The organism is Noviherbaspirillum sp., from assembly GCF_035254685.1.
In the GTDB taxonomy this organism is placed as follows: Bacteria; Pseudomonadota; Gammaproteobacteria; order Burkholderiales; family Burkholderiaceae_D; genus Noviherbaspirillum.
This window is the reverse complement of sequence record NZ_DATFAI010000016.1, coordinates 54,342-68,717: the sequence shown is the minus strand read 5'-3', so window position 1 is coordinate 68,717 and position 14,376 is coordinate 54,342. Positions and strand designations below refer to the sequence as shown.

Annotated in this window: 12 protein-coding genes; 5 read left to right on the top strand and 7 right to left on the bottom strand. The window is 61.9% G+C overall.

Features of this window, described 5'->3' with window-relative positions:
* Positions 1 to 7 precede the first annotated feature (7 nt).
* A complete protein-coding gene (locus VJ698_RS04055) occupies positions 8 to 1,003 on the bottom strand; it encodes an oxidoreductase (RefSeq protein WP_324101404.1) in 996 nt (331 codons plus the stop codon).
* 511 nt (positions 1,004 to 1,514) lie between these two features.
* On the opposite strand from VJ698_RS04055, the gene VJ698_RS04050 reads away from it, so the two are divergent.
* Genes VJ698_RS04050 through VJ698_RS04040 form a run of 3 tightly spaced genes read left to right on the top strand, consistent with a single transcriptional unit; the run spans position 1,515 to position 3,648 of the window.
* Positions 1,515 to 1,994, top strand: coding sequence for a GreA/GreB family elongation factor (locus VJ698_RS04050; protein ID WP_324101403.1), 480 nt, complete (start codon positions 1,515 to 1,517; stop codon positions 1,992 to 1,994).
* A 35-nt stretch (positions 1,995 to 2,029) separates the two neighbouring features.
* A complete protein-coding gene (gene grpE / locus VJ698_RS04045) occupies positions 2,030 to 2,584 on the top strand; it encodes a nucleotide exchange factor GrpE (protein ID WP_324101402.1) in 555 nt (184 codons plus the stop codon).
* 41 nt (positions 2,585 to 2,625) lie between these two features.
* Positions 2,626 to 3,648: a C45 family peptidase gene (locus VJ698_RS04040; protein ID WP_324101401.1), complete on the top strand. Its 1,023-nt coding sequence runs from the start codon at positions 2,626 to 2,628 to the stop codon at positions 3,646 to 3,648.
* Positions 3,649 to 3,666: 18 nt separating this feature from the next.
* Here VJ698_RS04040 and VJ698_RS04035 read toward each other — a convergent pair whose 3' ends face one another.
* A complete protein-coding gene (locus VJ698_RS04035) occupies positions 3,667 to 5,217 on the bottom strand; it encodes an acetolactate synthase large subunit (RefSeq protein ID WP_324101400.1) in 1,551 nt (516 codons plus the stop codon).
* A 238-nt stretch (positions 5,218 to 5,455) separates the two neighbouring features.
* Here VJ698_RS04035 and VJ698_RS04030 point away from each other — a divergent pair, with 238 nt between their 5' ends.
* Complete coding sequence (locus tag VJ698_RS04030; protein ID WP_414691100.1) at positions 5,456 to 7,990, top strand: penicillin-binding protein 1A; 2,535 nt, start codon at positions 5,456 to 5,458, stop codon at positions 7,988 to 7,990.
* A 34-nt stretch (positions 7,991 to 8,024) separates the two neighbouring features.
* Here VJ698_RS04030 and VJ698_RS04025 read toward each other — a convergent pair whose 3' ends face one another.
* From VJ698_RS04025 to VJ698_RS04015, 3 genes are all read right to left on the bottom strand, one after another.
* On the bottom strand, positions 8,025 to 8,711 hold the full coding sequence (locus tag VJ698_RS04025; RefSeq protein WP_324101399.1) for a response regulator: 687 nt from the start codon (positions 8,709 to 8,711) through the stop codon (positions 8,025 to 8,027).
* A 156-nt stretch (positions 8,712 to 8,867) separates the two neighbouring features.
* Positions 8,868 to 9,911 carry a phosphate ABC transporter substrate-binding protein PstS gene (pstS, locus tag VJ698_RS04020; RefSeq protein WP_324101398.1) on the bottom strand — a complete coding sequence of 348 codons (1,044 nt, stop codon included), beginning with the start codon at positions 9,909 to 9,911 and terminating at the stop codon, positions 8,868 to 8,870.
* A gap of 127 nt (positions 9,912 to 10,038) precedes the next feature.
* A complete protein-coding gene (locus tag VJ698_RS04015; RefSeq protein ID WP_324101397.1) occupies positions 10,039 to 10,998 on the bottom strand; it encodes a ribonuclease Z in 960 nt (319 codons plus the stop codon).
* A gap of 263 nt (positions 10,999 to 11,261) precedes the next feature.
* Between VJ698_RS04015 and VJ698_RS04010 the strand changes: the two genes are divergently transcribed.
* Positions 11,262 to 13,184 carry a hypothetical protein gene (locus VJ698_RS04010; protein WP_324101396.1) on the top strand — a complete coding sequence of 641 codons (1,923 nt, stop codon included), beginning with the start codon at positions 11,262 to 11,264 and terminating at the stop codon, positions 13,182 to 13,184.
* Positions 13,185 to 13,226: 42 nt separating this feature from the next.
* Here VJ698_RS04010 and VJ698_RS04005 read toward each other — a convergent pair whose 3' ends face one another.
* Entirely contained in the window at positions 13,227 to 13,568 is a 342-nt protein-coding gene (locus VJ698_RS04005; protein WP_324101395.1) for a CzcE family metal-binding protein, read from the bottom strand.
* Positions 13,569 to 13,698: 130 nt separating this feature from the next.
* Positions 13,699 to 14,283 carry a YigZ family protein gene (locus tag VJ698_RS04000; RefSeq protein WP_324101394.1) on the bottom strand — a complete coding sequence of 195 codons (585 nt, stop codon included), beginning with the start codon at positions 14,281 to 14,283 and terminating at the stop codon, positions 13,699 to 13,701.
* Positions 14,284 to 14,376 lie beyond the last annotated feature (93 nt).

Here is a 14,376-nt window from a genome sequence, read left to right as displayed (position 1 = left end):
CTCGCAGTTATGCCGCTATCTTCACCACAGTGCGTCCCTTGACGCGCCCGCCGATGAAGTCGTCAAAGCACCCCGGCAACGCATCGAAATCGATCACGCGCGTGACCTCTGCCAGATGGCGCGGCTTGAGGTCAGTGGCCAGACGGTCCCACACGCGCTGCCGCGTCGGGAATCCCATGTAGCCGGAATCAACACCCAGCAGGCTGACACCGCGCAAGATGAACGGGAACACGGTGGTGTCCAATTTGAAGCTGGCGGCATTGCCGATGCTGGCGACCGTCCCCGCCTGCTTCATGTGCGACAGCACCCAGTGCAGAATGGGCCCGCCGACATTGTCCACGGCGCCGGCCCAGAGTCCTGCCTCGAGCGGGCGCACCTTTTCCAGGTCGATCGTCGACGTCAGCATGATTTCAGCAGCACCGAGCATGCGCAGGTAATCTTCCTCCGTTTCCTTGCCCGTCAGCGCAACGACGTGATAGCCGCGCTGCGCGAGCATATCGATGGCCAGCCCGCCGACGCCGCCGGTTGCGCCGGTAACCACGACCGGGCCATTCTCCGGTGCCAATCCGTTGTCCTCCATGCGAACGATGCCAAGCGCCGCAGTGAATCCGGCAGTCCCCAGTGCCATCGATGCTTGCAGATCGAGCCCTTCCGGCAGCGGAACGACCCAGCGCCCGGGCACACACGCAAACTCGGCGTAACCGCCGTGATGCGCCACGCCGATGTCGAAGCTCGTCGCGATCACCTTGTCACCGGGCTTGAAGCGGGCATCGGTGCTTTCAGTGACCTCGCCGGCCATGTCGATGCCGCCGACGCACGGGAAGCGGCGGATGATCTTGCCCTTGCCGGTCGCTGCAAGCGCATCCTTGTAGTTCACGCTGGAATAATGAACGCGAATCGTCACCTCGCCCTCATCAAGCTGTTCCGGACTCAGCTGTGTCATGCGGCCGGAAGCCTTTCCGTTTTCATCCTGCTCGATTTGATAGGCCTTGAAAGAGGTCATGCCTGGATTCTCCGTATTGAAATGGGAAAGTGATCAATGGACCGGCAAAGTTTACCCCAGACCGGGAGAGTGCATCGCTTGCGCATCCAGGGCGCGCGAGCAGCCGGAAGGCCGGCTTGACGGTCCGGACAAAGTGTATATACTCAGTCTCAATCGGCCTCCATTTCACCATTGCGCATGAACAAGCTTCGCATTCTTTCGAATGGCAATTGTTCGTCCCTGGACAAGGGAATCGCGCGCGTGGCCGTTTCACTCGCTTCTGCTTGTCTCCCACAATGTTCGTCGTGCGCACGTTCCACATGGAATGTCCTCTGCACGCGGCTGTCTACCCGAGGTCTCGCCTTCCTCTCTTGGGCTCGGTGAGCGCCTGAGAGAGCCACCCGGCCTTCTCCGCACTCCCGAGCACCCGCACCAGTCCTGAAGTTCTGCTGACGCGCCCAGCGCGTCGCGTCCTGTGCATTTCTTTCGTCGGCCACGCGCTTCGCGCAGCGGCCGCAGGGGTCTTTTTGCCATGAAAAATCAACGCTACCTGTCTCAGGAGGATGCTGCCATCCTCAGCACGCTCGCCGAGCATCTGCTCAGCAACAAGGATTCAAACATGGACCTTGCCGACGATCTGGTCGACCTCGTCTCCAGCTCGATCCCGCTTCCAGAAAACGCCTCGGGAAACGATTGCGTCGGGCTGTATTCGGATGTGACTTATCGCATCGCAGGCACCGGCGAACGCCGCGCGGTGCGTATCGTCTGCCCGCAGGAAAGCAACGGCTTGTCCGCCCACATCTCCATCCTCGCTCCGCTGGCGATGTCACTGATCGGCCGCCCTGTCGGCGGCACGGTGGAAGTCGCGCTTCCGTTCGGCAGGTCCGAGCGCATTGAAATCCTGACAGTCGACCAGGCATCCGGCCAGGCGGACGAACCTGCCCGCGGACGCCGTCGCGGTACAGACATGCCTGCACGGGACACGTCCAATGCTCCGGGCGCACGCGAATGAAACACGGATACACGGATCTGCGAAAGGATAGGACGATGATGCGAGACACGGACATGACATCGGAGCAGGCCCATGCCGGACATGGGGACGATAGCGCGCAAGGTTTAGGACGCGTCGTCAGCGGGCAAAGAATTGCGGAAAGGCTGGCGGAAGTCGAAGCGCGTTCGGAGGACCTGCAGCAGGCGATACGCAATGCCCTGGGTGAGAGCGAGTATGCGCGCCACCGCGCCGAAGCCGATCTCAGTCACGCCTACCGCTTTGCCATCGAGGGTTTTGCCAGAGCCTTGCTGCCGTTCAAGGACGCGCTGGAGACCGCGCTTTGCGTCGACACGACCGACGCGAAAGCCTTGAAGGACGGCCTTGCGCTGAGCCTCCGACAAATGGACAACGCCTTCTGGCGGAACGGCCTGCGCGAGATCTGCCCGCAGGACGGCGAGCCGTTCGACGTGGAAAGGCACAGGCCGCTGCCGGAACGGGACGACGCATCGGCGATGGTCGTCGCCGGCACGCAGCGCAAGGGCTACGAGCTCAACGGCCGCGTGCTCCGCGCGGCAATCGTCACGCTGCGCCGCGGCGGATCGGCGGCATGAAAGGATGTGCGCAGACTGAACCAGCAGAAGGAGAACACGCAATGATCCGGATCATTGAAGGCGACCCGTTTGCGGTCGGAGAAGCGCTCGGCCAGATGGGAAAGCAGGCGCTGGGCAAACTGTACGAATGCGCTGACTGGCAACGCCTGCAGAAGTGGCGCGGAGGCCGCGTGCTGGGCAAGCTGATCGAGCGCACGCAAAAGGCGTTTCCGGAATACTGGGAAGAGATTCGCGGCATCGGTGCCGGCCTCGGCATGGCTCCAGCTGACGTCTTCCTGTGGAACTGTCGCAACGATCTGCTTGCTACCTCCGGAGCCACCAGCAGTTCGATTGCCGTCAACCGGCTCGGTGCGGCGATGGTGGCGCAGTGGCTGCATGATGACCCGGTCCTGGCGGCATCCAGCGAAGTGGTCGAAGTCAGGCCGCAGGGCAAGCCGGGTTTTCTCGCTCCGTGCCTCCCGGCTTGCATCCCGGGCGTTGGATTTGCCGCAAACCGCGCCGGCGTAGTGCAGGTGATCGACAACATCGAAGGCGGCGAATTCAGCCTCGGAATCCCGAGCGCCGTGATCGGCCGGGCAGTGCTCGATGCCGGGTCGCTCGCGGACGCCGTTGCGCTGGTGATGGAATGTGAACGGATGGGATCGTGCCACCATACCCTCGCGGCGGCAGGCGAGTTTGTCATGGTCGGCATCGAAGCGGACCCGCTCGATCGCTCGCTCGTTCCCATCGCCAACAAATACTGCCATGCCAACCATCGACGGAGTGCGCAAGGGCCCGCCTGCGGGAAGGTTCGCCACTCATCGGCGCATCGTCATGCTGCGCTGGAAAGCCTGCTGGCACGCATGCCGGCCTACCCGCTCGAGGAAGATGTCCTTCCTCTGCTGGATCCGATGGCAAGCCGTGCCTCCGACGCCCCCGGCACGTCACCATTGCATCCCGCGAACGGCGATGTCGGCACCGCATTCTTCAAGATTACGCCTGAGCAGATTCATGTGCGCCTGTGGCACTCATCTGCCGGCCAGCCCCGGCATCTCATCGTCGATGTCGAGGCAAACGCAGCCTGAAGAGCGCAGCCGCAGCCTTCAGGTCAGCGCTTCGATGAGGAATGGCCCCTTGCGTGACAACGCCAGTTTCAGGAGGGAGCAAAACTCTTCGGCGGTTGTCGCGCGCCCGGCTTCAACGCCCATGCCGGCAGCCATCTTGGTCCAGTCGAGCGCCGGCTCGTTGATCTCGAGCATGCGACGCGCATTGCGGCCTGCCTCGCCGGCGCCGACGCCGCGCAGTTCACCGCGCAGGATCGCATACGAGCGATTGGAGAAAATGATATTGACGACATCGAGCCCTTCGCGGGCCTGCGTCCACAATGCCTGCAGGGTGTACATGCCGCTGCCGTCGCCTTCAAGGCAGATTACCTTGCGGTCAGGACAGGCGATCGCTGCACCGGCCGCCATGGGCAGGCCGAGGCCGATGGCGCCGCCCGTGAGTTGCAGGTAATCGTGTTGCGGCGTATTGCGGGTGAACTGGAACAGGTTGCGCCCTGATGTTACCGACTCGTCGCAAATGATGGCCTGCTCCGGCATGAGCGCGGCCAGTGCCGTCGCGACGGCCGAGCCGTTCAGCGCGCCGGTGGGCAAGGCAGGCCGATCCAGCGCCGGCGTGTCGGCGTTGATCTCCCGCCCGACGCTGAGGTCATCGGCCAGCCAGTGCAGCGTGTGCAGGAGATCGTCGCCAGCAGCAGCCAGCTCGATGATGCGGCATCCGGGCGGCGTCATTTCGCTCGGCTTGCCGGGATAGGCAAAGAAAGCGGCCGGTGCCTTCGCACCGATCAGGATGAGTTGCTCCACCTCCTTCAATGCGGCGAGCGCATGGTCCACGGCATACGGTACCCGGTCGATCGCAACACGTCCCGCCCCGCGTTCCATGCGGCCGTTGGACTGCTGCGCCATGAGGCGCACCCCGGTGGCCTTCGCGATGCGGCCGGCAACATCGAGTGCCGCCGCGCGCAGGGCGGAACCGGAAAGCATCAGCATGGTGCGCTTGCCGGAGCGGATCGCATCGACCGCTTCGCGCATCTTCTCGCGCGACACCTGCGGCAGCGGCGCCGGCGCTGCGATCGTGGCCAATGGCTGGCCGGTCTGCGTCCAGGCGGCGTCGGCCGGAAGGATGAGGGTCGCGATCTGTCCTGCGCCGCTGCGCGAGCGCGTGATGGCCTCGGCCGTGTCGCGCGATACGTGGTCGGCATCCGGCGTCTTCTTCACCCAGTGCGACATCGGGCGAGCAAGACCTTCGATATCGCTGGTCAGCGGCGCATCGTATTTCAGGTGATAGCCGGCATGGTCGCCGACGACATTGATGACCGGGGTGTTCGCGCGCTTGGCGTTGTGCAGGTTGGCGAGACCGTTCGCCAGCCCCGGCCCGAGGTGCAGCAATGTGGCAGCGGGCTTGTCGGCCATGCGCGCATAACCGTCGGCCGCACCGGTCACGACGCCTTCGAACAGGCCCAGCACGCAACGCATCTTCGGCTTGCGATCGAGCGCGGCGACAAAATGCATTTCAGAGGTGCCGGGATTGGCAAAGCAGGTGTCGACGCCGCCGGCAAGCAGCGTGTCGCAAAGAGCATCAGCTCCGTTCATTATCAGGATTCCTTGTGCGTGAAGAGACGTGGCTTGCGGATGCGGCGTGGGCCGGAAAAGACGATGGGCGAAGCGATTGGCTCCGCATCAGCTGCAAAGGAGTAACCCTAGCATCCGGCCTGCCGCAGCGTCAAGAAACTGGAACGTGGTTTCGCATAACAAAACAACACCGCGATTTGCGGCAAACTTCTTGCGTTGGTGGAATAATTGCGCGGTGGATTGAACACCGAACCTCATTTTGGAAACAGACATTACGCCGCGCGAGCGCCTGTTGCGGATGGCAAGGCGCATCCCAGGCTACTTCAAGTCGATCGTCGACCCCACGGCCAGCTGGCCAGTCAGAATCAACTCACTGTTCAAGGCAATGATCGCGAGCGGCGTGATCGCGGCCACGCTGCTTGTTGCCTACACGATCGTCCTGATCCCTTTCACACCGAGCATCGCCGACCTGCGCAAGGCCAAGGCGGAGACGCCGAGCGTGCTGATGTCCAGCGACGGCAAGGAACTGGCCGTCTTCAAGCGCATGAACCGCGAGTGGGTGACGCTTGACGAGATTTCGCCCTATGTCGTCAAAGCCCTTATCACGACCGAAGACCATCGCTTCTACGAACACCACGGCGTCGACCTGAAACGCACGGCGGCCGGCATCGTGCGCACCCTGCAGGGCGAGCCGGAAGGTGGCTCGACCCTCACACAGCAGCTCGCGCGCAACCTTTATCCGGAGGAAATCGGCCGCAAGCGCACCATCACGCGCAAACTGAAAGAGCTGATCACGGCGCTGAAGATCGAGTACGCGTATTCAAAGCAGGAAATCCTGCTGACCTACCTGAACACGATGCCCTTCCTGTACAACGCGTTCGGCATCGAGATGGGCGCGCGCACTTACTTCGACAAGTCGGCGGCCGACCTTAACCTTCTTGAAAGCGCCACGCTCGTCGGCATGCTGAAGGGCACCAGCTACTACAACCCGGTGCTCAACAGCGACCGTGCAGTCAAGCGTCGCAATGTCGTGCTGGCGCAGATGGTCAAGCGCGGCGTCCTGGGCCAGGCGGAATTCGACAAGCTCAAGGTGCGGCCGATACGCCTCGACTTCGAGCGCCAGCAGGAAGAGTTCGGCAAGACGCCGCATTTCGCCGCCAACGTGCGCAAATGGCTGATCGAATGGGCCGACCGCAACGACTACAACCTGTATTCCGATGGCTTGGTGATCACTTCGACGATCGATTCGCGCATGCAGCAGTTTGCGGAACAGGCCGTGCAGCGCCAGCTACAGACGCTGCAGGCCGGGTTCGATGCCGAAAAGGGGCTCAGCCTGGACCGATCGGCGGGTGCAGGGCCGCAACGGCGCTCCCATCCATTCGGGTCATTCGGCACGTCGCATGGCGAGCTCGTCGATGCATTCATCCGCGAGTCATCCGCCTATCGCGCCGCGATCGCCGCGGGTACGGCGCCCGATGCCGCCCTCAAGCAGATCAGGAAAGACAGCGAGTTCATGACGCGCCTCGCCGCGGACAAGACACGCATGGAAACGGGGTTTGTCGCCATCGATCCGACCAACGGGCAGGTGAAGGCGTGGGTCGGCAGCCGCAACTTCGCCGTCGATCAGTTTGACCATGTCTCGCTGGCGAGGCGCCAGCCGGGCTCCACTTTCAAGGCCTTCGTCTACGGCGCTGCACTGGAAAAAGGCATGACGCCGGATACGCGCTTTACCGATTCCCAGGTCGAAATCCCGATGGGCAACGGCAGCGTCTGGCGTCCTTCCGACGTACATCCGCCGAGCGGACGGGAAATGACGTTGCGCGAGGCGCTGGCCTACTCCAAGAACACCATCACCGCGCAGGTGATACAGCAGGTCGGCCCGCGCCGCGTCGTGAGCTTCGCGCGCAAGCTCGGCGTGGATCAGAGCCCTCTTGACCCGGTACCCGCGCTGGCGCTCGGCACCAGTCCTGTGACGCTGTTTGAAATGGCGACCGCCTATTCCACGATTGCTGACGGCGGCGAATATCGCAAGCCGATCCTGGTCAGCCGCATCACGGACAAGGATGGCAAGGTCCTGGAAACCTTTTCCAGCGCGAGCCGCCGTGTGATGACGGAAAAGACCGCCTACGACCTGGCCGACATGATGCGCAGCGTGGTCAACCAGGGAACCGGGCGCGCCATTCGCGCACAGTACGGTATACGCGCCGATGTCGCCGGAAAAACAGGCACCACGCAGGACAATACGGACGGCTGGTTCATGCTGATGCACCATGATCTCGTTGCCGGCGCGTGGGTAGGATTCAACGATGCGCGCGTTGCGATGCGCAGCAGCCATTGGGGTGAAGGCGCGCGGACTGCACTTCCCATCGTGGGCGACTTCTATCGGCGAACGCTGCATACGCGGCTCATTGATGCGAACGCGCGTTTCGCGACGCCGCCCGCCTCGTTCTTCGACGCCGTGATGGACAAACTGCATGGCTGGTTCGGCGGGGAAAAGCAGGAGAAGGAAGTTGTCCGTCCACGTCCCCGGCCGTCTGCGTCAACGCCTACATCCCCTGCATCCCCTGCAGCGCCGGCGGAGGTGCCGGATATTCCCGATGCGCCTGCCGCTTCACGCAGCGACGAAATGGACCGCATCACGAACCAGGCCCGCGAAGATGCCCAGCCGAGCGAGAGCGAATCCAATGCGGGAGAAATCGTGCCTGCGGAACCGGCCAAACCTCGTGACGCAGGCACACCGGCTGTTGTTCCGGCGCCGGACAACAGGGAAGGCGGCGGCCCCGCGGCCAACTGAATCACTCCGGGAACCTGAGCGCAGCCGCCATGCATCAGTCCCGCGCCAGGAGATAGCCCTCGCCGCGCATAGTGCGCACCTGCACGTGCGCGCTGCCGAGGGCCTTTCGCAGGCGCAGCACATGCACATCCACCGTGCGTTCCTCGATCGCCACCTGAAGGCCCCACACCTTGTCCAATAGCTGGGCGCGGGAGAAAACCCGCTCGGGATGCGCCAGCAAGAACTTGAGCAATTTGAACTCGGCCTGACCGATGTCGATCCGCGTGCCGGCCACTCGCACCGTGACGTTCGCAGGATCGAGCTCGATGGCGCCGGCACGCAGCACCACCTCTGTCTGTTCAGGCATTTTGCGCCGTAGCAGGGCTTTCACGCGCGATGCAAGTTCCCTTGGAGAGAACGGCTTGGTCATGTAATCGTCGGCGCCGGTGTCGAGGCCGAGGATCCTGTCCTCTTCCGTGGCCCTAGCGGTCAGCATGATGACCGGCATGTCCTGGAATTCCCTGCTGTTTCGCAGACGTCCCAGCAGGCGCAAGCCGGACAGGTCGGGCAGCATCCAGTCGAGCAACATCAAGTGCGGGCGCTGCCTTTGAAGGCATTCGATCGCTTGCGCTGCGGTGGTGGCCGCCGTTGTCTTCATTCCGGCGGAATGCAAGGTATACGACAGCAGTTCCACGATGGACAGTTCGTCTTCGACAATAAGTATGTTCGGATCGATCGTCACGCTTGGAAAGGGAGTTCAAAGTTTGATCCGGCGGCGTACCGTCTTGCGTGACGACGCCTTCGACGGACAAGATCGTGGGGATGCCCGCCCCACAATAAAAACGCCCTGCATAAACATGTTCATGCAAGGCGCGTCAGGTTCGCTGGTGCCTAAGTGTTACCAGGCGGCTTTGCCAGCAACATCCTTGAGCTGCGACTTCCAGGCGTCTTCGACGAGCTTCACGACGCTCGACGGCATGGCGACATAGTCCAGCTCTGCGGCCATCTGGCCACCGTTCTTGTAGGACCAGTCAAAGAATTTCAGGACTTCCCTGCTCTTGGCGATATCCGCCTGCGCCTTGTGCATCAGGATGAAGGAGGCGCCGGTGATCGGCCAGCTGCTCTTGCCGGCCTGGTCCGTCAGGATGACTGCGAAGCCCGGGGTCTTGCTCCATTCCGCGCCGGCAGCCGCAGCCTTGAAGCTGGAGTCGTCCGGCTGCACGAACAGCCCGTCATGGTTCTTGAGCTGGGTGTGGCTCATCTTGTTCTTCTTCGCATAGGCATACTCGACATAGCCGATCGAATTCTTCAGGCGCTGAACGTTCGCTGCCACGCCTTCATTGCCTTTGCCGCCCACGCCTGTCGGCCACTTGACTGCCGTGCCCGCACCAACGGTCGACTTGAAATCTGCGCTGACCTTGGACAGGTAATCGGTGAACAGGAACGACGTGCCCGAAGCATCCGCGCGATGCACCACGGAGATATCGTCAGCAGGCAGTTTCACACCGGGGTTAAGCGACGCGATCTGCTGATCGTTCCACTTCTTCACCTTGCCCAGATAGATCTCTGCCAGCACCTGACCGGTCAGCTTCAACTGTCCGGGTGCGATACCTTCCACGTTCAGCACCGGCACCACGCCGCCCATGATGGCCGGGAATTGCATCAGGCCTTCACTGTCGAGCTCTTCCGCCTTGAGCGGCATGTCGGAGGCGCCGAAGTCGACGGTCTTCGCCTTGATCTGCTTGATCCCGCCACCGGAACCGATCGACTGGTAGTTCAGGCCCGTGCCCGTCGCCTTCTTGTATTCCTCTGCCCACTTCGCGTAAATCGGATAAGGGAAGGTTGCACCGGCGCCGGTAATTTCTGCCGCCTTGACAGTGTTAAAGGTAAATGCAGCACCGACGGCGATCAACGCGCACGGCACAATCTTGTTCAGTCGCATATCTACTCCTACGTTTGTTGAATGACCAAGGGCACTTTAGCCTTCGAATGTGACAGCGAAGTGACGCAGATATGACAGGCAGATGACACAACCAGATAGATGGAGTTCGGCATTGCCGGCTCCCGGTTCACCCTGTCCGGCTCAGCTCCCCGCTCCTGCTCAGGCGATAGCGCGCCAGATCCTCCGCAAGAAACAGCTTTCCGTCGTAATTGCCTGCTGCTTCTTTGCGCAAATCTTCGATGGAGGGAGAGCGGCTCGCGTCGGCCTGGTAGCGCGGACTGAAATGCGTGAGTATCAGGTTAGGCACACCGGCCGATTGCGCAAAGGACGCGACGGATGCTGCCGAGCTGTGGCCAAAATCTTTCGCCGGCCCTTCTGCGATCTCTTTCGTGAATGTCGCTTCATGAACAAGGACGTGGGCGCCCCTGCATGCCTCGCGCAACAGCTCGGGCCGGTCGTTATCCCCGGCAACGACAACGCGCTTTGGCGCATGCGGAAAACAGATGTAATCACTGCTCTTGAGCGTCCTGCCGGCATAGGTGACATCCATGCCATTGCGGAGCTGCCCCCAGGCGGGCCCGCGCGGAATGCCGTGCGCCTCAAGCTTGCCGGTGTCGAGCTTCGGCTCTGTGCCGGCTTCGGTAAAGGTGTAGGCGAAGGAAGGCACCCGGTGCGACAAGGGCGTCTTCTCGACGACCCAATTGCCATACGTCCACTTCTCAAGGGCTTCGGTCGCCACGAACCTCAGCTCGTAGGGCAGGACGAGTTGGGTCAGTTGCACCGTCGCCCTGATCCAGGCTTCGATTCCGACGGGTGCAATGATGTGTAGGGGAAGGCTTCTGCCAAGCATTCCTGCACTGGCCAGCAATCCGGGCAGGCCGTAGCAATGGTCGCCATGGACATGCGTGATGAACGCCGCCTGCAGGTTCATGAGGGACATCGGTGCGCGCAACAACTGGTGCTGCGTTCCTTCGCCGCAATCAACAAGGTACCAGGCACTACCCTGCTCTTCCAGCAATGCCACTCCGGATACATTGCGCGCCCTGGTCGGCGTACCCGATGAAGTCCCAAGAAAGATGATGTCCACGAGATTCGGCTGCTTCGGTTAAGGTGACGACGCATCGACAGACATAGATAACAGTTCGATTCACTGGAAGCGATATCGGTTCTTTTTCCTGTTGCCTGAAATCCTTTTCTTGACGCGGAATATGTTTTTTCCCGCAATGAACGGGCCGGGCGGTAAGGTGATGACGCAGATCAACGGTGCCGAAAGAGGCTTGTCGATACTTTCATTAGCGGCACGGCCGTTGAACCCGGCGACCGCTACTGAATGTTTGATGAGAGGTAATCATGCTGCATCTAGTCGCCGGCGCATTGATCTTGCTGCTTGCCGGATGCGGAGGCGGAGGTGGCGGCGGCAGCACGCCTGTGCCGCCAGAAGCGACAGGCATTCCGGAAACCTATTATCCCGTCACCGTCGGCGCGCGATGGGCTTACGATGTGACATCGAGCGATGCCGCGGCCTCTTTCATCGATGAAGTAGCTATCACCGGCGTCACCCATGTCGCTGACGTCATTGCCTGGATCTTCCGTGACAGCAATCCGGGCGGTGATGGCATTCCCGTCGAGAGCTACTACGCAAAGGATGCGCGCGCCTTCACCTACCTGGGCGACAACTCGAGCGCCAACTGGATCGCGTCCGTCATCAAGCCCATGGAGCTGATGCGTTTCGACGGCAGCTTCAGTGCCTCGCCGCTTCTCAACCGGTCGGATATCGACATCGGCGTCGACCTGGACGGAGATCGCGTCAACGACCGTCTCGATGTGAAAGTCAACGGTGTTGTCGAAGGAGTCGAAACTCTTTCCACCAGGCTCGGCAGCTTTTCCAGCACGGCACGCCTGCGCTATGACATCACGGGAAGCGTGAAACTGTCGCACGGCGGAACAGTACCGGTGGCGCAGACGCTTCACGAGTGGCGCGCGCCCGACGTGGGCACACTGCGCCAGTCCATCCAGACGACGATCGGCACGACCTCCACATCCGAAACGCTCGACGTGCGCGGAATGCTGGTGAATAACATCGGCGCGGGAATCTTGCCGCCGACAGACTTGATGATCGCGCTGGCGAACGCGAACTCCGATGCAACCAAGCCGGGCCGCCCGGCATTGGCCAGCGATGGAAAGCGCTACCTGCTCGTCAGCCGGAAGGACACAGCGACCGACAAGCAGTTGACCGCTGAATTCGTCGGTGCGAACGGACTGGTGCAGAGTGAATTTGCCGTTTCACCTCCTTCGCCAAGTTCTGCGTCCGGCCTTGCGGCTGCTTCGGATGGTTCCGGCTTCGTGCTTGTGACCACGCGTGGTGACGACCTGCATGCGCAAAGGATCAGCGGCATTGGTGAAGTACTTGATCCGTATCCCGGGCTGACCTTGCTTTCTTCGGACCAGGTCGGCTATTTTTCAGGCGTGTTCTCGCCAGCGGTCGCGTACGGGGCGAACACTTACCTCGTCGTGTATACCGAGTTCAGCGAGATGGATGGCCTTTCGGTGAACGGGATACGCATCTCGCGCGACGGCGTCATCGGATCGCCATTCCGCATCGGCACAGGCGAAATGCCGTCGCTTGCCTTCAACGGCACTGATTTTCTTGTTGCCTGGGTGTCCGGTCAGAACGCCGACCGCAATTTGTTCGCGGCGCGGGTCTCGCCAAGAGGCATGGTCCTCGATGCGACGCCGATCGAGGTCAGCACCGCGCCTGAAGCGCAATACTCTCCCAAAGTCGCTTGTGACGCCACCAATTGCCTCGTGACGTGGATCGATCGGCGCAACTATCCGGGGCAGAGCTACAGCTTTTCACCGGGCCCGGGGGATATGTATGGCTCGTTGGTCACTCACGCAGGCAATTTGTTGAATGGCCCCGCTGCAACGGGCGGAATCGCCATCGCGACCGGAATAACGGCCAATGCCGACTACCCGGGACTGGTTTTCACGGGCTCGGATTATCTCCTCGCCTGGTCGCGCGGCGCATACGTGAATAATCCGGGCGGGCCGACGGGCATTTATGCGGCACACGTCAGCATCAACGGAACAGTCACCCCAGCTGCGCCCGGACTGGTCGTGTCCGGCCCGCCAGTGCCATTTGCACGCCTGTACTATCCGACCCTGGCGGCAACGCCGTCCGGCGTGCTTGCCGTGTGGCTGAATAATACCGAGATGACGGGCTCGACCAAGAGCATCGCCGCAACCGTCATCTGGCCTGCCATCTCCCGATGATGACTTGTCGGCTGCGAGCGGCGGCACGCAGACATGACCGGCTTACATTCTTCTGCCGCCGCCACCAAGATAACGAGGATCGGGCGCGATGCCGACGATGACCTGATGGTCAAGGACGCCCGGCGGCGCGACCCGGCGCAAGTCGAATGAGTCGACGCTAGCGCCTACGTTGAAGACCCAGGCGAACGATTTGTCCCCAACGACAAACTTCACGGTATCGCCCCCGGTGACATGCGTCCAGGTGGTGTCCGGCTGGATGATCACGGTCCTGGTGGCAGCTGCAACCGGGGCAGGATCGCCAAGCAGGCTGACCGGATGCCCTACTTCACGATAGGCGCAAGCCGAGAGCAGGACGGCGAGCAGGCCAATGAGAATTCGTTTCATTCGTATTCCTCCACGTTTAAAAGTAATGTGACACAGTGGCATTGCTGCCATCCGGCAAGCGTTCCCCACGACGTCATTCATCATTGTAGTTCGTCGCAAGCACAGCGCCAGGTGGAGGGAGTGAGCGACATCATCTCAGCAGAGCACGTCCATCGGTCAGTGTCAGGAGCTCATCACGCGCATCGGCGAGCCTGTCGGACGGCAAGCGTACAACAAGCCTCACTGCCTCGCCATGACAGGCCTCCGCCAATTCGTAATGCATTTGCTCGATCCATCGCCGCACCCTGGCCTCGTCCGCATATTCAAGCGCGACGATCAAATCACTGCGCGCGATGCGCTCGATCCGCACGGCGTCCTTCAACGCGAGCGCGATGGCATCCGTATAGGCACGCACCAGTCCACCGGCGCCGAGCTTGATGCCGCCGTAGTATCGGACGACAGCACCCAACACGCCATCCAGCTCGTGGTGGCGCAACACTTCCAGGATGGGCCTTCCGGCAGTGCCCGATGGTTCGCCGTCGTCAGACATGCCGGACTGGCCGCCCGCCAGCAAGGCCCAGCAGACATGGGCGGCGCCGGGGTGCTGCTCGCGCAGCGCCTGCAGTTGGTGCATCGCGGCATCCCGACTCTCTACGGGCATGACGATGCCGAGGAACCGGCTCTTGCGGATCTCGATGTCGGAGTGAACCGTTGAAGGAAGGGTATAGGTGGTCAATGGAAGAAGTTGCCTGAGTTCGCTGCAGGCCTCAGTCTAACAGCCAAGGGGACGCGCAGCTTGCGACGGCACGCGGGCACGCAGGCACGACTG

Excerpts from the sequence above, each read along its gene's own strand:
- pstS (WP_324101398.1), bottom strand. The coding sequence starts at position 9,911 with ATGCGACTGAACAAGATTGTGCCGTGCGCGTTGATCGCCGTCGGTGCT.
- VJ698_RS04050 (WP_324101403.1), top strand. The coding sequence starts at position 1,515 with ATGAAAAATCAACGCTACCTGTCTCAGGAGGATGCTGCCATCCTCAGC.
- grpE (WP_324101402.1), top strand. The coding sequence starts at position 2,030 with ATGATGCGAGACACGGACATGACATCGGAGCAGGCCCATGCCGGACAT.
- VJ698_RS04035 (WP_324101400.1), bottom strand. The coding sequence starts at position 5,217 with ATGAACGGAGCTGATGCTCTTTGCGACACGCTGCTTGCCGGCGGCGTC.
- VJ698_RS04010 (WP_324101396.1), top strand. The coding sequence starts at position 11,262 with ATGCTGCATCTAGTCGCCGGCGCATTGATCTTGCTGCTTGCCGGATGC.
- VJ698_RS04005 (WP_324101395.1), bottom strand. The coding sequence starts at position 13,568 with ATGAAACGAATTCTCATTGGCCTGCTCGCCGTCCTGCTCTCGGCTTGC.
- VJ698_RS04055 (WP_324101404.1), bottom strand. The coding sequence starts at position 1,003 with ATGACCTCTTTCAAGGCCTATCAAATCGAGCAGGATGAAAACGGAAAG.
- VJ698_RS04040 (WP_324101401.1), top strand. The coding sequence starts at position 2,626 with ATGATCCGGATCATTGAAGGCGACCCGTTTGCGGTCGGAGAAGCGCTC.